Annotated in this window: 16 protein-coding genes and 1 pseudogene; 4 read left to right on the top strand and 13 right to left on the bottom strand. The window is 73.0% G+C overall.

Features of this window, described 5'->3' with window-relative positions:
- Positions 1 to 1,115, bottom strand: a 1,115-nt coding sequence (locus tag AB0K02_RS22020) for an Hsp70 family protein (protein ID WP_365994185.1), incomplete at its 3' end; no start/stop codon positions are given.
- Positions 1,116 to 1,319: 204 nt separating this feature from the next.
- Here AB0K02_RS22020 and AB0K02_RS22015 point away from each other — a divergent pair.
- Positions 1,320 to 1,754 carry a CBS domain-containing protein gene (locus AB0K02_RS22015; protein WP_365994184.1) on the top strand — a complete coding sequence of 145 codons (435 nt, stop codon included), beginning with the start codon at positions 1,320 to 1,322 and terminating at the stop codon, positions 1,752 to 1,754.
- A gap of 307 nt (positions 1,755 to 2,061) precedes the next feature.
- Here the strand turns inward: AB0K02_RS22015 and AB0K02_RS22010 are convergent, their stop codons facing one another.
- From AB0K02_RS22010 to AB0K02_RS22000, 3 genes are read right to left on the bottom strand one after another with little or no spacing between them, the layout of a single operon-like run.
- Positions 2,062 to 2,742, bottom strand: a complete 681-nt coding sequence (locus AB0K02_RS22010) for a DUF3618 domain-containing protein (protein ID WP_365994183.1) — start codon at positions 2,740 to 2,742, stop codon at positions 2,062 to 2,064.
- A complete protein-coding gene (locus tag AB0K02_RS22005; protein ID WP_365994182.1) occupies positions 2,718 to 3,083 on the bottom strand; it encodes a phage holin family protein in 366 nt (121 codons plus the stop codon). Before AB0K02_RS22005 ends, AB0K02_RS22010 begins: the two co-directional genes overlap by 25 nt.
- A gap of 54 nt (positions 3,084 to 3,137) precedes the next feature.
- Positions 3,138 to 3,719: a hypothetical protein gene (locus AB0K02_RS22000; RefSeq protein WP_365994181.1), complete on the bottom strand. Its 582-nt coding sequence runs from the start codon at positions 3,717 to 3,719 to the stop codon at positions 3,138 to 3,140.
- A 599-nt stretch (positions 3,720 to 4,318) separates the two neighbouring features.
- Between AB0K02_RS22000 and AB0K02_RS21995 the strand changes: the two genes are divergently transcribed.
- Complete coding sequence (locus tag AB0K02_RS21995) at positions 4,319 to 5,158, top strand: hypothetical protein (protein ID WP_365994180.1); 840 nt, start codon at positions 4,319 to 4,321, stop codon at positions 5,156 to 5,158.
- Positions 5,159 to 5,221: 63 nt separating this feature from the next.
- Here the strand turns inward: AB0K02_RS21995 and AB0K02_RS21990 are convergent, their stop codons facing one another.
- The 8 genes and pseudogenes from AB0K02_RS21990 to AB0K02_RS21955 all read right to left on the bottom strand — a co-directional run bounded on the left by AB0K02_RS21990 (position 5,222) and on the right by AB0K02_RS21955 (position 15,011).
- Entirely contained in the window at positions 5,222 to 6,019 is a 798-nt protein-coding gene (locus AB0K02_RS21990; protein ID WP_365994179.1) for an SMP-30/gluconolactonase/LRE family protein, read from the bottom strand.
- A gap of 118 nt (positions 6,020 to 6,137) precedes the next feature.
- Positions 6,138 to 7,346 (bottom strand): MFS transporter, encoded by a 1,209-nt coding sequence (locus tag AB0K02_RS21985; protein ID WP_365994178.1) that lies wholly within the window; start codon positions 7,344 to 7,346, stop codon positions 6,138 to 6,140.
- The gene (locus tag AB0K02_RS21980) at positions 7,346 to 8,026 is read right to left on the bottom strand and encodes a dipeptide/oligopeptide/nickel ABC transporter ATP-binding protein (protein ID WP_365994177.1); all 681 of its coding nucleotides are present in this window, start codon (positions 8,024 to 8,026) and stop codon (positions 7,346 to 7,348) included. The genes AB0K02_RS21985 and AB0K02_RS21980 overlap by 1 nt, the downstream gene beginning before the upstream one ends.
- Complete coding sequence (locus AB0K02_RS21975; protein WP_365994191.1) at positions 8,023 to 8,877, bottom strand: ABC transporter ATP-binding protein; 855 nt, start codon at positions 8,875 to 8,877, stop codon at positions 8,023 to 8,025. The genes AB0K02_RS21980 and AB0K02_RS21975 overlap by 4 nt, the downstream gene beginning before the upstream one ends.
- 73 nt (positions 8,878 to 8,950) lie before the next feature.
- Positions 8,951 to 10,667: pseudogene (locus AB0K02_RS21970) on the bottom strand (ABC transporter permease subunit).
- A complete protein-coding gene (locus AB0K02_RS21965; RefSeq protein WP_365994176.1) occupies positions 10,664 to 12,160 on the bottom strand; it encodes an ABC transporter substrate-binding protein in 1,497 nt (498 codons plus the stop codon). The pseudogene AB0K02_RS21970 and the gene AB0K02_RS21965 overlap by 4 nt, the downstream one beginning before the upstream one ends.
- A 211-nt stretch (positions 12,161 to 12,371) precedes the next feature.
- Entirely contained in the window at positions 12,372 to 14,177 is a 1,806-nt protein-coding gene (locus AB0K02_RS21960) for a gamma-glutamyltransferase (protein WP_365994175.1), read from the bottom strand.
- 108 nt (positions 14,178 to 14,285) lie between these two features.
- Entirely contained in the window at positions 14,286 to 15,011 is a 726-nt protein-coding gene (locus tag AB0K02_RS21955; RefSeq protein WP_365994174.1) for a GntR family transcriptional regulator, read from the bottom strand.
- Positions 15,012 to 15,078: 67 nt separating this feature from the next.
- Here AB0K02_RS21955 and AB0K02_RS21950 point away from each other — a divergent pair, with 67 nt between their 5' ends.
- Together AB0K02_RS21950 and AB0K02_RS21945 are read left to right on the top strand one after the other, a co-directional pair.
- The gene (locus AB0K02_RS21950) at positions 15,079 to 15,501 is read left to right on the top strand and encodes a VOC family protein (RefSeq protein WP_365994173.1); all 423 of its coding nucleotides are present in this window, start codon (positions 15,079 to 15,081) and stop codon (positions 15,499 to 15,501) included.
- Positions 15,498 to 16,250, top strand: coding sequence for an SDR family oxidoreductase (locus AB0K02_RS21945; RefSeq protein WP_365994172.1), 753 nt, complete (start codon positions 15,498 to 15,500; stop codon positions 16,248 to 16,250). The genes AB0K02_RS21950 and AB0K02_RS21945 overlap by 4 nt, the downstream gene beginning before the upstream one ends.
- A gap of 160 nt (positions 16,251 to 16,410) precedes the next feature.
- Here the strand turns inward: AB0K02_RS21945 and AB0K02_RS21940 are convergent, their stop codons facing one another.
- Entirely contained in the window at positions 16,411 to 16,773 is a 363-nt protein-coding gene (locus AB0K02_RS21940; RefSeq protein ID WP_365994171.1) for a hypothetical protein, read from the bottom strand.
- Between the last annotated feature and the right edge of the window lie 185 nt (positions 16,774 to 16,958).

The following is a 16,958-nucleotide window of genomic DNA, read 5'->3' as shown; positions in this document are numbered from 1 at the left end:
GGGGTCACGTCGAGGAGCAGGACGTCCTTGACCTCACCCTTGAGGACACCGGCCTGGAGCGAGGCGCCGATCGCGACGACCTCGTCCGGGTTCACTCCCTTGTGCGGATCCTTGCCGGTCAGCTCCTTGACCAGGGCCGTCACCGCCGGCATGCGGGTGGAACCGCCGACGAGGATCACATGGTCGATGCCCGAGACCTTGATCCCGGCGTCCTTGACGGCGTTGTGGAATGGGGTCTTGCAGCGTTCGAGCAGGTCGGCCGTCAGCTGCTCGAACTGGGCGCGGGTGAGCTTCTCGTCCAGGTGCAGCGGTCCCTCGGCGGACGCCGTGATGTACGGCAGGTTGATCGTCGTCTCGGTCGAGGACGACAGCTCGATCTTGGCCCGCTCGGCCGCCTCACGCAGACGCTGCAACGCCATCTTGTCCTTCGACAGGTCGACGCCGTAGCCGTTCTTGAACTGCTTCACCAGGTGGTCGACGATCCGCTCGTCCCAGTCGTCGCCCCCCAGGTGCGTGTCACCGTTGGTCGCCTTCACCTCCACCAGGCCCTCACCGATCTCCAGCAGCGAGACGTCGAAGGTGCCGCCGCCGAGGTCGAAGACGAGGATCGTCTGGTCGTTGCCCTTGTCCAGGCCGTAGGCGAGAGCGGCGGACGTCGGTTCGTTGATGATCCGCAGGACGTTCAGACCCGCGATCTGCCCCGCCTCCTTCGTGGAGGTGCGCTGCGCGTCGTTGAAGTACGCCGGGACGGTGATCACCGCGTCCGTGACGTCCTCGCCGAGATACGCCTCGGCGTCCCGCTTCAGCTTCTGCAGCACGCGGGCCGAGATCTCCTGAGCGGTGTACCGCTTGCCGTCGATGTCCCCGGACTCCGGGAAGCGCCAGTTTCCCTCGCCCATGTGCCGCTTGACCGACCGGGCGGTGCGCTCCACGTTCGTCACGGCCTGCCGCTTGGCGAGCTCCCCGACGAGCACGTCGCCGTTCTTGGCGAACGCCACGACCGACGGCGTGGTCCTCGCGCCCTCGGTGTTCGTGACGACCGTCGGTTCGCCGCCTTCCAGCACGCAGACGACGGAATTCGTCGTTCCCAGGTCGATGCCCACTGCTCGTGTCATCGCAGCCTCCTCGGAGACAGGAACTGCCGGTATGTCCTGCGTAAATCCTGTCCCCGATCAAGTCAAGACCGGCCCCGGACCGCGGTCCGGTCGCCGGCGTCACCGCGTCTCGCGGGACCGTGCGTTGCGCCCGGGAGCACCCTCGCGCGGGTCGTGGTGTCATCGAAGTGTGGGCGGAACACGCTGACGAGACCGGGAGGAAACATGGCCGGACAGCTGAGAGCCCGAGACATCATGACGGGCGGAGTGCACTGCGTGGGGGCGCACGACTCGCTGCACAACGCGGCGAAGATGATGCGGGATCTGAACGTCGGATGCCTGCCCATCTGTGGTGACAACAACAGGCTCATCGGCCTGGTCACCGACCGCGACATCGTCGTCACGTGCTGCGCGGAGGGGATCGACCCGGCGACCGTTCAGGCCGGTTCGCTGGGCGGGACCCTGCACTGGATCGACGCCGAGGCGGAAGCCTCCGAGGTCCTGGAGGTCATGGAGAGCAATCACATCAAGCGACTGCCGGTGATCGACGTCGCGGGCGGCCACCGCCTGGTCGGGATCATCACCGAGGCCGACGTCGCGAAGAACCTCAGCGACGAGCAGATCGCGGAGTTCGCGACGCACGTCTACGCGACCACGTAGAACTCGCCCGGCAGTCCGACACCATGGGCGGGCCACGAGGGGCCGGCCCATGGTGTCGATGGTGTCGATCGCGGGTACCGCGGGGCAGGGAATGCCGGTCGGGCGCACGCGCGAGCGGCCCCCGGTATGCGGAGGTCGTCCGCCGACGGCCGGCGCCGGGTGATCTGCAGCCTGTGTCGCCCCGGGCGCGGCGGAGCAGTGACGGGGCGGCCGCCGGTCGGTGCACCGCTGCGCGGCCGGGGAAGGAGGTGCCCGGTCCACGCAACGGCTGTCGCCACCACGGCTGTCCCCGGAGCCGCTCGTGGCCTCACATGGTGCTGGGGCTCTGCCCGCGGGCCTCGTCCGCGACCTGCTTACCGGAATCACGGGCCTGTTCGCCGACCTCAGTGGCCCGCTCGCGTGCCTCTTCCCCGGTCGTGCGCGCCGCCTCCGCCGCCGTCTCCTTGATCTGCTCGCCTGCCTGTTGTGCGGCCCCAGTCGCGTCCTCCTTCAGCCGCTGCGCGGATTCGACGGCGGCCTGCTTGACCGGTTCCATCGCGTCCCCGGCCTGCTCGGACAACTGGGCGGCGGCCTGCTGCTCCGCCTCGGAGGCCGGCAGCAGCGATGCCGCCAGCAACCCTGCGCCGAAAGCGATCAGACCGGCCGCAAGCGGGTTGCCCTGTGTCTGCCTCATGGCCTGCTCGGGCGCCCTCTTCGCCGCGTCGCCCGCCTGTCCGGCCGCGTCGCGCACGGTGTCCGCCGCCTGGCCGGCGCTCTCCTGCACCGACTGCGCGGTCTCGCGCATGCCGCCCTGAGCGCTGCTCGTGGCGTGCGAGGCGGTGCCCATCACGCGGGCGCGTGCTCCGGACAACGCGCCCCGCATGCGCCGACCGCGGCGCCGCGCCATCCGGCGCGGGCTGGTGCGGTCGACCAGTTGGTCGACGTCGTACGACAGCTGCTGCCGGGTCGATTCGATCCCGGCCCTCATTTGGTCGGGTGACGTGCCCATTGCGCATCCTCCTTCAGTGTCTCCATGGTCCGCTCCGGCTTCGGCGACACCTGTCGCATGCGCGCACGGCCCATCACGAACAGCACGGCACCGACGAGCGCCCACACACCGGTGACGATCAGTGCCGCCCAGCCGGCGTCCATCACGTTGGCCAGGGCGAACACCGCGGCCAGCGAAGCGAACAACGCCACCATGGAGCCGGCGAACCCGGCTCCTCCGTACATCCCGGCGGCCTTGCCCGCCTTGGTCGCCTCCTCACGGACCTCCGCCTTGGCCAGCTCGACTTCCTGCCGGAACAACTGCTCCAAATCCGAGGTCACGGCCGTGAGGAGTTCGCCCACGGACCGGTCCTGCGTACCCGGCCGCGCCGAGTGCGGTGCGATCACGGACACGGCTCACACCCCCGCAGGGCCCGGCAGCCCGACGCGTGGCGCGGTTCCCGGCGGCAGCGACGTCTCGTCGCGGGCCGGTGCCGCAGTCCGGCGGCCGGCCGACCGGCTCTGCTGGGTGCCCGCCTTCGCGAGGCGGCCCACCACAAGTCCCGCGAGCACCGCTCCACCGAGGAACGCTCCCGGCCGCCGGCGTGCGAATCCCTGCAGATCCCCCAACAGTCCTTCCACACCCTGCTTGTCCAGGTAGTCCGCCGCGCGATGGCCGCCGTCAGCCGCCTGCGCCGCCAGGCTGCGGGCCGGGGAGTCCCCCGGCGCGTTCTCGGCCAGCCCCGCGAGGTCGTCGGCCCACTGCCGCATCGTTCCGGCGAACCGCTCGGTCTGCCCGCGTGCCTCCTCGCGCAGTCGCTCCTGGAGGTCACGCACCGCCGTATCGGCCTGTTCACGGGCCCGGCCGGCCACGTTCCTGGCCTGCTCGGCGGCGACCCCGCCCACCTGGCCGACCGCCTGGCCGGCCTGACCGGCGGTGGCCGACGCCTGTTCCCTGGCGGCCTGTCCCGTCTGTTGTGCTCGCCCGACGTCGCTCATGGGCCATTCCTCCTTCGGTCTCGGATCTCCGCGCCGTCCCCCGCTCTCGCAGGTCGTCGCCCGGTCGCGAGCGACTGGACAGCGCCTCCGGATTCCCACTGCGGGTACCATCCCGTCCCGACGTGAAACACGGACCGACCGAGACGCGGACCAGGTGGGCCGCCTCCATGGGCCTTTCGGTCGCCGGCCGGGACCTCGCGCACCTCCCGGCCGGCCTCAGCCCCCACACCTGCGCCGAGGCCGAAAAGCGGCGGGCACAACGGCTCCGACCGGACGACAACGGCCCCGACCGGACGGCAACGGCCCGGACTGACGACAACACTCCGACCGGACGACAACGGCTCCGAAACCGAACGACCACAGGGCACCGCGAACGCGAGGCGGGGCAACGAATGTTCCAAGGCGCCGGTCTTCGTGGCTGCCCCGGCCCGTCGGCGAACTGCGCGGGAAACGGGCATCGTTGGGATCGTGACTTCCTGCTCCGTCGCGCGTTGTGCGACAGGGGATGTTCAGGAAAGGTGACCGCCGCCCAACATGGGCCGTACCCTGCATCACAACCATCCGAACGCTCGCACCCCCCAACTCATGAGGAGGGCGTCATGCCGACGACACCCAGCACCGACACCATCGAAACAACAACCGCACTGCTGCAGGCGGAACTTCCCCGCCTCGAAGAGCATCAGCTGGCGCTCCAGAAGGAGCTCGCAGTGGTCTCCGAGCGGCTCGAATCCGTGCGCGGCGCCCTGTCGGCGCTCAGCGCGCTGGCTGCCACGACAGTGCCGCGGCCCCGTGTTTCGGAGGAGGCCGAGGCCGAGGCGACCCTGGCCGGCGAACCGCAGGCCCCCACCGCGACGGAGGAGCCCGCGCCGGAGACCGCCCAGGAATCCGCACCGCTGCCCGAGCCGGCCCAGGAGCCCGCTGCGGCCGCCGAATCCACCGGCACCGGTGGTGACACCGACACCGCCGACACCACAACACCCGCGGACGCCACCGAGACGGCTCCCTCGACGCCCCGCAAGCCCACGAGCCGCGCCAAGAGGAAGGCCGCGCCCAAGGCCGCCGCTCCGCAGGCGGCGACGCGCCGGCCCGCGAAGAAGCGCACCACCACGAAGGCCGCCAAGACAGCGAAGCCCGCCGCCAAGCCCGCGAAGACCACGAAGGCCGCGCTGGACAGGCAGGCCACGAAGGACAAGCAGGCCGCGCCGCGCAAGACGGCCGCCACGGTCGCGCAGGACACCGGCGGGCTGACCGAGCAGGTCATCGCCATCCTGTCCGGGAAGGCCGGCACCCCGCTGCGGGCGCGGGACGTCGCCCATGCTCTCGGCCGTGACGAGAGCGCGGGCGCCATCAACACCGTGCGCAGCACCCTGGACCGTCTGGTCGCCACCTCACGCGCCCACCGCGCCGGCCGCGGCCTCTACCAGGCGCCCACCGGCTGACACCGGCCCGCGCGACGGCCGGGCCGCGGCCCGGCCGTCGCGGGCGGACGCCTGTCACCGTGGTCAGCCGCCGAACGCGGCGGCGGCGAGGCCCTCCCCCGCGTCCGGCACGACGAGCAGGGAACCACTGAGCGGGTGCGGGCGGGCAAGTCCGGTGCGCGCGGTGGTGATGTACAGGTCGCGCAGGCCCGGGCCGCCGAAGGCGCAGGCGGTGGGACGGCGTACGGGCAGATGGAGTGTGCGGTCCAGGCGACCGTTGGGGTCGTACCTGCGCACCTGGGCACCGTCCCAGAGCGCGACCCAGACGCATCCGGCGGCGTCGACGGTGAGGCCGTCGGGGTAACCGGCGCCGGGCTCGACAGTGGCGAACGGCGTGCGGTCGATGACGCGTTCGCCCGACATGCGGCAGACGTCGATGCGTCGGGTGGGGCTGTCGATGTAGTACATGAGCGCGCCGTCGGGGCTCCACCCGATGCCGTTGCTCACGGCCGCACCGCCGAAGACCTCGGTGACGGTCCCGTCGGGCGCGACGCGCGAGAGGCTGCCGCCGCCGGCCGCCTCGTCGTAGCGCATGGTGCCCGCCCACAGTGCCCCGTCCGGCGCGACGGCCGCGTCGTTGCCGCGCCGGCCCGGAACCGGGTCGCGCACGAGCCAGGACACTCCCCCGTCGGTGCCGTACAGGGCGATGCCGTCCCGGAGGTTGACCACCAGTCCTCCGCCCGCCCGCGGCTTCGCCGCTCCGACGTGCTGTTCGGTGGTCATGACGGTACGGCGGCGGCTTGCCGGATCGTAGGTGTGGACGCGGGAGTTCAGAATGTCCACCCAGATCAGCCGGGCACCTGCCGCGTCCCAGGTGGGCATGTGACGGATCGGCCAGGCGCGAACCACCCACGTCGGCACTCGCCGAGCGGGGGTGGTTCGCCCCGTGCCCGCGGGCGGTGTCGGCTGCCGGCAGCCGATGTACCGGGCCGGGCGTCGGTCAACGCTTCCGGCACAACGCGTTCTCCGACGCCTGGTCAGCGCCCCGTTCCCCCGCCGGGCCGACGCGTGGCACGAGCAGCACACCGAGAAGGGGGACGGCGCCCAGCACCAGCCACGGGAGTGTGCCGCCGAGTTCGAGGAGGGCTCCCGCCGGTGCGCCGCCCGCGAGGACGAGCAGTCCGGAGACCGACGAGAGCCCGCCGGTGAACAGGCCGAGGCGGCGCGCGTCGACGAGTTCGGTAACGCATGCCCGGGCCGCGGGCACCACCAGCATCTGCCCGAGCGTGAGCAGCACGACGAACGAGACGGCCGGCCAGAGCCCCCGCAGGGGCAGGAGGACGCCGGTCACGGCGAAGGCGGCCGCGATCAGGACCAGGCCCCAGCGGATCATCGCGGTCAGGCCCAGCCGGGCCGACGCCCTGCGCTCCAGTGGCACCTGGCCGAAGACGACCATCGCCGAGGAGAGCGCGAAGATCCAGCCGAGCGCCTGCTGCGAGCCCGTGGCGCGGTCCAGTTCGGCGGGCAGGGCGAGGTACAGCTGGTTGTAGGCGATCAGGTAGGTGGAGTAGGCGAGGGCGAGGCCCAGGAAGCGGCGGTTGCGCACGAGGGGGCGCAACGCGGGCCGTCGGCGTGCGGCCGCGGCCTCGGCGCGGGGCATCAGCCGCCAGTGGCCTGCCAGGACCACGGCGAAGACGGCGGCACCGGCCAGGCACGCGCCGCGGAAGCCCCCGACGAGCAGGAGCGTCCCGAGCAGGGGTCCGATCAGGGCTCCCGCCTGCCCGCCGGCCGAGAACCTGGCCAGCACGCTCGTGCGCACGGGCCCGCCCGCCTGCTCCATCCGCAGGGCCTCCCGCGCGATCTCGCTCTCCACCGCGGGTGAGAACAGCGCCGCGGCGAAGCCGACCAGCACCACGGCGGCGGTCACCGACCAGGCGGCCTCGGCCGTGCCCAGCCAGACGAATCCCGCCACCCGCAGCGCGCATCCGGCGAGGACGACGGGCCGGGGGCCGTAGCGGTCGGTCAGCGAGCCGCCGACCACGAACATGCCCTGCTGGCTGAAGGTCCGCAGCCCCAGGATCAGCCCGACCAGCGCGCCGCCGAGGCCCAGCGCGCCCCCCAAATGGTCGGCGAGGTAGGGCAGTACGGCGAAGAAGCCCACGTTGAAGGCGAACTGACTGGCGACGAGCAGGCGGGCGAGCGGGGACATCAGGTGAGCTTTCCGTCCCGCATGGTCAGGACACGGTCGCAGAAGTGCCGCACGACCGGCATGTCATGGCAGATGAACAGGTAGCCGAGGCCCAGCTTCTCCTGGAGGTCGAGCAGGAGGTTGACGATCCCGGCGCGCAGGGACGGGTCGAGTGCGGAGACGGGCTCGTCGAGGACGAGCAGCTCCGGCTCGCTCGCCAGCGCGCGGGCGATCCCGGCGCGCTGGCACTGCCCGCCGGAGAGCTCGTGCGGGAGCCGCTCGCCGTGGGACGTGTCGAGGCCGACCATGCCGAGGAGTTCCTCGACCCGGCCGGGCCCGGTCGCCCGGGACCAGCGGCCCTGGACGCGCAGCGGTTCGGCGATCTGATCGCGGACGCGCCTGCGGGGGCTGAGCGTGCCGTAGGGGTCCTGGAACACGGGCTGGATCCGGGGCCGGATGTGTCGCAGCTCCCTCTCGCCGAGCGCCGTCAGGTCGGTGCCGGCGAACCGGACCCGGCCGCCGTCCGGACGGCGCAGGTGCAGAACGGCCGCGGCGGTCGACGACTTGCCGCAGCCGGAGGGGCCGATCAGCCCCACGGTCTCGCCCGCGCCGACCGTGAACGACACGCCGTCGACGGCGGTCGTCGTTCCGTGGCGGACGACCAGGTCGCGGACGTCCAGCAGGGGCGGCTGGGTGCTCATACGGGCTCCGGGACATCGAGATGGCAGGCGACATCGCGCCCGTCCAGGGGCCGGGGCGCGGGAAGTTCGACACGGCAGCGGGCCGTGGTGTGCGCGCAGCGCGGCGCGAAGGCGCAGCCGGGCGGGATGCCGCCCGGCGCCGGCGGCCGGCCGGGCAGGGCGGGCAGCCTGGACTTGCGCGCAGTGCCGTCCGCCGGGACGGAGGCGAGGAGCGCGGCGGTGTACGGGGACCGAGGCCGGTCCAGAATCCGGTCGGTGGGGCCGTACTCGACGATCCGCCCCGCGTACATGACGGCCGTCCGGTCGGCGTGCTCGCGCACGGCGTCGAGGTCATGGGTGACCAGGACGAGCGAGGCGCCCGTCGCGTCGCGCCGCTCGGCCAGCGCCGTCAGGACCTGGGCGCGCATCCCGGGGTCGAGCGCGGTGGTCGGCTCGTCGGCGACGACCAGGTCCGGCGCGTTGACCGTCGCCATGGCGATGACGGCGCGCTGCCGCATCCCGCCGGAGAACTCGTGCGGGAACGCGTCCAGGCGGTCGCCCGGGATGCCGACCTGTTCCAGGGCCTCCTCGGCCCTGGCACGCGCCTCACGCCTGGCCACTGCCTGAACGGAGCGTACGGCCAGGGCGAGTTGGGTGCCGACGCGGTGCACGGGAGACAGGGCCGACAGGGCGTCCTGCGGCACGAACGCGACGCTCCGGCCCCAGTCCGCGGAGGTGACGGGACCGCCCCGGAGCAGAGCGTCGCCGGTGACGGACGCGTCGTGGGGGGCCATGCCGAGCACGGTCCGCGCGGTCAGCGACTTGCCGGCCCCGGACTCGCCGACGAGGGCGAGGACTTCACCGGGCCCCACGTCGAAGGAGACACCGCGGACGGCTTCGACGCCGCCGAAGGAGACGCGCAGATCTCGTACCGAGAGAAGGTGGTCAGACGGCAACGGAAGTCGTCCTCTTTCGCAAGGGCGGCCGTACGGCGTGCCGTGGTCCGGTGTACGCGGACAGGATGACGGCGAGCGCGGCGAGCAGGGCCAGGGCGACGGCCGGGGCGAGTGCCGCGACCGGAGCGCGTTCCACGTAGTCGGCCGACTCGTCGAGGAGCAGCCCCCATTCGGGGGACGGCGGCTGGGCGCCGAGCCCGAGGAAGCCGAGCGACGCCAGGGCGAGTGCGATGCCGGGCAGGCGCAGCACGGCGTGCCGGGCGACCGGGGCGGCCACCGAGGGCAGGACGTGCCGGGTCAGGATCCAGGCCGGGCTCGCGCCGATCGCCTTCTGGGCGAGGAGGAACTGCGAGGCCCATACCTCCTGCGTGGGCCGTCAGGGCCGGCCAGGACACGAGGGCGACGGCGAGTGCGGCCCCGTCGGCGCGGGGGCCGAGGACGGCGGCGACCAGCACGCCGACGATCACGGGGGGCAGGGCGTTGGCGATGTCGGCCGCTCCGGTGGCGAGGTTCGGCAGGAAGCCGAGGGCGAGCGCGGTCACGAGGCCGAGGAGACAGACGGCGGCCGCCATACCGACCGTGGCCGCCGCGCCGTGCCCGAGCCGGGCCAGGGCGTCGCGGCCGAGCGCGTCCGCACCGAGCGGATGCGCGCCGGACGGCGCGGCGAGCCGGGCGGCGGTGTCGACGGTGTACGGATCGCGCAGCAGGCCCCAGCCGATCACGCCGACCAGTACGGCGCCGATGACCGCAGGGGCCCATGCGGGCACCCTCACCGGGCGCGGCGCCGGCAGGCTCAGGCCGGTTTCCCGGAGAGCCGGACCGAGCAGCCTCCTGCGCAGCGCGGCCGCGGCGGCGCCCGCCAGCAGCCCGAGGACCAGCAGGGCGAGCAGCGAGCCCTGGACCAGGGGCACGTCCTGGGACTTGACGGCGCCGAGGGTGGTGCGGCCGAGTCCGGGTACCGCGAAGACGGCCTCCACAGCCACCGCCCCGCCGGTCAGGCCGACCACGACCATCCCGAACTGCCCGGCCAGCGGCGGAAGGACGCGCCGCAGGGCGGCGGCGGCGACCCGGGCGCGGCCGACGCCCGCACCGCGCCACAGGTGGGCCCAGCGCTCGTCGAGGACGCCGGGAAGCGCCTCGGCGACCAGGCGGCCGAGCAGCCCGCCCGCGGGAAGGCCGAGGGCGAGCGCGGGCAGGACGAGGTGCGCCGGACCGGCCCACCCGGAGGTCGGCAGCCAGCCGAGGCCCACGCCCGCCACGATCAACAGCACGGTGGACAGCAGGAATTCGGGCACGGCCGTGAGCACGGCGGCGAAGGCGCCGGACGTCCCCCGCCCTCGTATCAGGACCGGCGCGACGAGGGCGGCGGCCACCAGGAGCGCGACCGCCAGGGCCGCGCCCATCAGTGTCAGGGACACCTGCAGACCGGTGACCACCGAGGGCAGCACATCGGCGCCCGAGACCCAGGAGATGCCCAGGTCGCCCCGGAGCAGCCCGGCCGCCCACTGCCCGAGCAGGCCCAGCGGCCCCGCGTCGAGGCCGAGGTCGGCGCGGATGGCGGCCAGTGCCTCGGGGGTCGGCTCCTGCTCGGCGGACCGCGCCCGCAGCAGGCTCAGCGCCGGGTCCTTGCCGGAGAGCCAGGGCAGCAGTCCGACGACGACGAGCACGCCGGCCAGGCACACCGCCCGGGAGAGTTGGGCCCTCACCTGACGTACGTGTCGATGGTGACGAGCTCGCGCTCACGGGGGTCGTGCGCGGCGCCGGACACACCGGCCGCGTCGCCCTGGATGACCCGTTCGTGCAGCATCGGTACGGCCGCGTCGGTGGCGAGCACGGCCGCCTCGGCGCCCATGATCGCCTCGCGGCGCGCGTCGCCGACCGCGGTCTCGGACGCCTTGGCCAGGGCCTTGTCGACCGCCGGGTCGGCCAGCTGCGGGATGTTGAAGGAACCCTCGCTCGCGAAGTCGCTGAAGAGGTACGCCGCCGCGTCGCCGGAGTCGAGAACGGTGGCCCGGGACAGGATGAACGCGTCGAACTTGCCCGCGAGGGCGTCCGCTTCGATGTTGGCGTACTCGCGCACGTCGAGTCTGACCGTGAAACCGGCGGCCTGGAGCTGCTGTTGCAGGATCTGGGCGACCTCGGGCAGTTCGGCGCGGTCCGTGAAGGTGCCGATGGTGATCTCGGTGCCGTCCGGGTCGCCCGCAGCGCCGTGCCGGACGTCCTGGCGCAGTCCGGCGGCCCACGGCAGGGCCGGCCCGAGCAGGCCCCCGGCGACGTCGGCCCTGCCCTCGTAGACGCTGCGCACGATCTCCTCGGCGTCGATCGCCTCGCGCGCCGCGGCCCGGAGCTCCGGGGCCTGGAAGGGGCCCGAACGGGTGTTGAGGTAGAGGGTGTTGGTGCGCGGCATCGGCACCTCGGTGATCAGCTTCTCGTCGAGCAGGCGGGCCTGGGAGACCGGCACCGCCTCGACGATGTCCGCCTCGCCGCTGCGCAGGGCCGCCGCGCGCGCCGTGCCGTCGGGGACGTACGTCACGTCGATGCCGGCGGCTTTCGCCTTGCCGCCCCAGTAGCCGTCGTAGCGGTCGAGCTTGGCCGACGCCGCGCCGTTCACCTGCACGAGTTCGAACGGGCCGGTGCCGGCGCCCACGGGGTCGACGGTCCTGCCCCGGTACGCCTTGGCGGCGAGGATCGACAACTGCGGCGAACTGAGCCGCTGCGGGACGAGCGGGTCGGCCGTGGCGGTGGTGACGGCGACGGTACGGGGGCCGAGTTCCTTCACGGAGAGGTCGACACCGTCGAGGATGCGCGGCTTGGGCGAGGCGCTCGCGGCGGCCCGCAGCGAGGTGACGACCGACCGGGCGGTCAGGCCGGTCCCGTCGTGGAAGGTCACCCCCTCGCGCACGGTGAACGTCCAGGTCTTCCCGGACTGTTTCCAGTCGGTCGCCAGCGCCGGCTCGGCGTTGCCGTCACGGTCCAGCTCGACGAGCGTCTCGGCGGTGGACCAGCGCGACAGCTTGAAGGCGTCGTCGGACAGCGGTGAGAGCCCCGAGCGCGGGGGCTGCATCATCGCGACCCGTATACGGCCGTCCCCGCTTTCGCCGGAAGCTCCGCCCGGGGACCCACTGCCGGCGAAACAGCCGGTGAGCAGCACCGAGACGGCTCCCAGAGCGGCCGGGAGCCCACGTCCCCGGCGACGCATGCGTGAACGTTCAATCGAATGCAAGGAAGACCCCAGGAAGGCGCGATGCGGAGGGAGGGCCCGACCTTAACACGATGACAATCGTTTTCGTTAACGGCTCACCTCCCTCCGCGGCACCGCCTGTGGCGACGGGTCTGACAGCATGTCTCCGCTGGGTGAACTCCCGCTCGCGGGCCCGCCTTTGACCGGCACGGGTGCGGATACACCGCGCTCAGCGGCCCACCGCGTACCCCTGCATTCCCCTCGGGTTGGCTGCCGCCGACAGGACGCCGGTCTCCGGGTCGCGCGACACCGCGCACAGACGGCCCTCCGACCACGGGTCACCGGTCGAGACGTCGTGTCCGCGGCGCCGCAGCCCGTCGATCACCTCCGGTCCGAAGCGGGACTCGACCGTGACACCGCCCGGTCGCATCTGCCGCGGGTAGAAGGACCCGGGAAAGCTGTCGGTGTGCCAGTTGGGCGCGTCGATCGCTCCCTGGAGGTCGAGTCCGCCGCGTACGCGGTCCCGCAGCGCGACAGCGAGGAAGAAGTGCAGTTGCCACTGGTCCTGCTGGTCGCCGCCGGGGGTGCCGAAGGCGATGACGGGTACGCCGCCGCGCAGTGCGAGCGAGGGGGTGAGGGTGGTGCGGGGACGGCGGCCTGGGGTGAGGGAGTTGGGCAGCCCGGGGTCGAGCCAGGCCATCTGCAGCCGCGTGCCGAGCGGGAAGCCGAGGGAGGGCACGACGGGGTTGGACTGGAGCCAGCCGCCGCTGGGAGTGGCGGCGACCATGTTGCCCCATCGGTCCACGATGTCGAGATGGCAGGTGTCGCCGCTGGTGGCGCCGTTGCCGGCGACGGTCGGCTCGCCCGCGCCCGGGGCTCTCCCGGTGTCGGGGCCGGACCCGCCCGCCGCGACGGCGAGCGCGTGCCGGCTCAGCCGGGGCGTGCGCCCGTCAGGGCTGCCGGGGCGCAGCTCGTACGACGCCGTGGCGCCGATCAGCGCGCGGCGCTCGGTGTTGTACGCGTCGGACAGCAGGGTCTTGACGGGCACGGTTCCGGGGCCGTCGGCGTCGCCGTACCAGGCTTCGCGGTCGGCCATGGCGAGTTTGGCGCCCTCGACGAGGGTGTGCACGTACTCGGCGCCGCCGTACGCGGGGAGCCGGCCGGGGAGCAGGGCCAGCTGTTGCAGGAGGGCCGGGCCCTGGGACCAGCCGCCGGCCTTGCACACCGTCCAGCCGTTCCAGTCGTAGGTGACCGGGTCCTCGTAGGTGGCGCGGTGGGCGGCGAGGTCGTCGCCGGTGAGTGTGCCGGCGTGGCGCGTGCCGGAGGTGTCGAGAGTGGGGCGCGCGGCCGCTTCGGCCAGCGCCTCGGCGACGAAACCCTCCCGCCAGACCCGCCGGGCGGCGTCGATCTGCCTCTCGCGGCCGCTCCCGGCGGCCTGCGCCTCGGCGAGCAGCCGGCGCCATGTGGCGGCGAGCGCCGGGTTCCTCAGGAGCCGTCCGGGAGCCGGGGCCCGCCCGCCCGGCAGGTAGACCTCGGCGGAGGAGGTCCATTCCGTTGTGAACAGCTCCCGCACGGTCTCGACGGTCTGCCCGACGCGCTCGACGGGCGGATGGCCCGCCTCGGCGTATCCGATGGCGTGTGTCAGCACGGAGGCGAGTGACTTCGTGCCGTGGTCGCGCAGCAGCAGCATCCACGCGTCGAACGTGCCCGGAACGGCGGCGGCGAGGGGCCCCGTCCCCGGCACGAGGTCCAGGCCCAGTGCGGTGTAGTGGCCGATGGTCGCCCCGGCGGGCGCCGGTCCCTGGCCGCACAGGACCCGTACCGGTCCGCCCGCGGGCGCGAGGATGATCGGGACCTCGCCGGCGGGGCCGTTGAGATGGGGTTCGACGACGTGCAGCACGAAGCCGGCGGCGACGGCGGCGTCGTAGGCGTTGCCGCCGTCCTCCAGGACGGCCATGGCGGACTGCGAGGCCAGCCAGTGGGTGGACGACACCATGCCGAAGGTGCCCTGCAGGGTGGGCCGGGTGGTGAACACGTGCGGCGGCTCCCTCTGTTCGGTGTGCGGGACAGTGGCGTGACGCGCCCGCGCCGACGGGCCGGCGAGCGCCGCCTTCGAGCACGGCCGTGCCGCCACCCGCTCCCGTCAGGCGACGGCTCCCCCGCCGAGCTGCCCGCACAGTACCCGGCAGGCCGACAACACATGCTCCTCGGCGGCCTGTTGCAACGCCATGACGTCCCGGTCCCTGATCAGGCGGACCAGTTGGCGGTGCTCGTCGACGACCACGGCGCGGTAGCCGTCGTACCCGAGCCGGACGCGGGTCAGCTGGAACAGGTGCACCTGCGAGCGCACCGCCGCCCAGCCGTCGTACAGGCGGCGGTTGCCGGCCAGGCGGTAGACGCGGTCATGGAAGTCGATGTCGAGGGCGAGCAGACGGGGTCCGTCGGCGCCGCGACCGAGTTCCGCCGCCATCGTGTCGACGATCCGGTCCAGCTCGGCGGTCTCCTCCTCGGTGGCGCGTTCGGCGGCGAGGCGGGCGGCCAGCCGTTCGAGAGCGGCCCGGACGGCGTAGACCTCCTCCGCCTCCCGCGGTGTCACGTCGATGACCTTCGTTCCGCGGTGCCACTCGCTCCGGATGAGCCCTTCACGGGCGAGGACGGACAGGCCCTCGCGGACCGAGCCCCTGCTGATGTCCAGCGATGCGGCGAGCTCGACCTCGCGCAGCGGCGCTCCGGGCGGGAACCGTCCGGCGAGGATCGCTGCGCGGATGCTGTCCGCCGCCTCCTCGGCGAGGCCCCGGCGCCGCGCTCGCCCGACGGCCGGGTCCTGCGCCGGGGCCCGCGGCGCTGTCGGGGTATCAGGCATGTCCATGAGAGCAATGTTGACATTCGGACATTGCGCGGTCAAAGTCGGGGGACCGCTACGGAAGGAGCCCCGCATGTCCCGCCCCGGCTTCCATCTGGCCGTCCCCGTCGACGATCTGGCCACGGCACGCCGGTTCTACGGCGAGGTGCTCGGACTGCCCGAGGGCCGCTCCGCGGACACCTGGATCGACTGGAACTTCCACGGGCATCAGGTGGTCACGCACCTCGACAGCGGCCGGGATGCGGGACGCCCGGTGCACAACGCCGTGGACGGCCACCAGGTCCCGGTACCGCACTTCGGCCTCATCCTGTCCGTCCCCGGCTTCCACGAGCTGGCGGAACGCCTGCGCGCGGCCGGCACCGCGTTCGTCATCGAGCCCTACGTGCGCTTCGCGGCCGAACCGGGGGAACAGTGGACGATGTTCCTGCTCGACCCGGCGGGCAACGCCCTGGAGTTCAAGGCGTTCCAGGACGAGTCGCAGATCTTCGCCCGATGAGCCGGGGCGTGTTGGTGACCGGAGCGTCGCGGGGCATCGGCCGCTCCGTCGCCGCGGCGTTCGCCCGGCAGGGCGACCGGGTCGCGGTGCACTGCTCCAGCCGGCGGTCCGACGCGGAGGAGACGCTCGCCGGTCTGGCCGGTCACGGCCACACACTGGTCCAGGGCGATCTCACCGATGCGGCGCTCGCCGAATCCCTGGTCGCCGAGGCCGACGAGGCGCTCGGCGGCGTGGACGTCCTGGTGAACAACGCCGCGGTGATGATCCGTCATCCGCTGCCCGGCACGTCGTACACGGACTGGCAGGAGGCGTGGCAGCGCACCACCGCCGTGAACCTGTTCGGCGCCGTCAACGTCAGCTACTGCGTCGCCCGCCGCATGATCGACGACGGCCGCGCCGGGCGCATCGTGAACATCGGCTCGCGCGGCGCGTTCCGGGGCGAGCCCGACCATCCGGCGTACGGCGCCACCAAGGCGGCGCTGCACGCGTTCGGCCAGTCGCTGGCCGTCTCCCTCGCGCCGCACGGCATCGCGGTCGCCTCGGTGGCGCCCGGTTTCGTCGCCACCGAGCGGGTCGCCGACAGGCTCAGCGGCGCGGAGGGCGAGCAGATCCGGTCGCAGAGCCCCTTCGGCCGCGTCGCCGACCCGCAGGAGATCGCCTCCGCCGTGCTCTATCTCGCCTCGCCCGAAGCCACGTGGTGCTCGGGCACGGTCCTGGACGTCAACGGAGCCTCGTACCTGCGCACCTGAACAGCCGACGCGACGGGGGCCGGCATCCGCATGGACGCCGGCCCCCCGTGGGCCCCGATGTGCGGGGCCGGCCCGCGGCGAAAAGAGTTTCATGCCCTTCGCTCGGCGTTTTCCTTTTCTCCACACACCCGAACGGGCGGTGAATGAATCGGGAATTCAGTCAGAGTCGGCGGACCCGCGAGGAGATACCGTGACCGACCAGCAGATAGACCACGGCGGGCAGTCCGTAATTGAGGAGAACGCGGAGACCGTCCGTGTCCATCGTGAAAATGTCCTGTGACCACCACGCAAGCCAGTCGGCCATTCCCTCGACGAACTCGACGAAGATGTTCGCGCGGTTGGCCTCAAGCAGGTAGAGCAGGATCCACAGCCCCAGGAACACCGCGGCGACGTCGGCGATCGTGTGGATGACCAGGGCGGCCCGGCGTGCGGCGGACCCGTCCCCGTCACGGGAGCGGCGCGGGTCGCCGCCCTGATGGAAGTCGTACTGCCGCTGGTCCGGCAGGGGTTCGGTGTTACTCACTGGAGTCCCAATCTGACGCGTACACCGCCTCGACGGCACGGAAGTGCGGCCACCGCACAGAGGAATTCCCGCAGCCGCGGAAAATCCCGGACGTGACCGCATACGGGTCGCTTGTCGCGCCCCTGCCCGGAACTGCGCCGCACGCGGACGAAGCGTTACACGAACGCCGGCCGATCCGATATCGA

This window comes from Streptomyces sp. NPDC049597 (genome assembly GCF_040675505.1).
GTDB lineage: Bacteria > Actinomycetota > Actinomycetes > Streptomycetales > Streptomycetaceae > Streptomyces.
The sequence above is the reverse complement of the archived record's forward strand: the minus strand, read 5'-3'. Positions and strand labels throughout refer to the sequence as shown.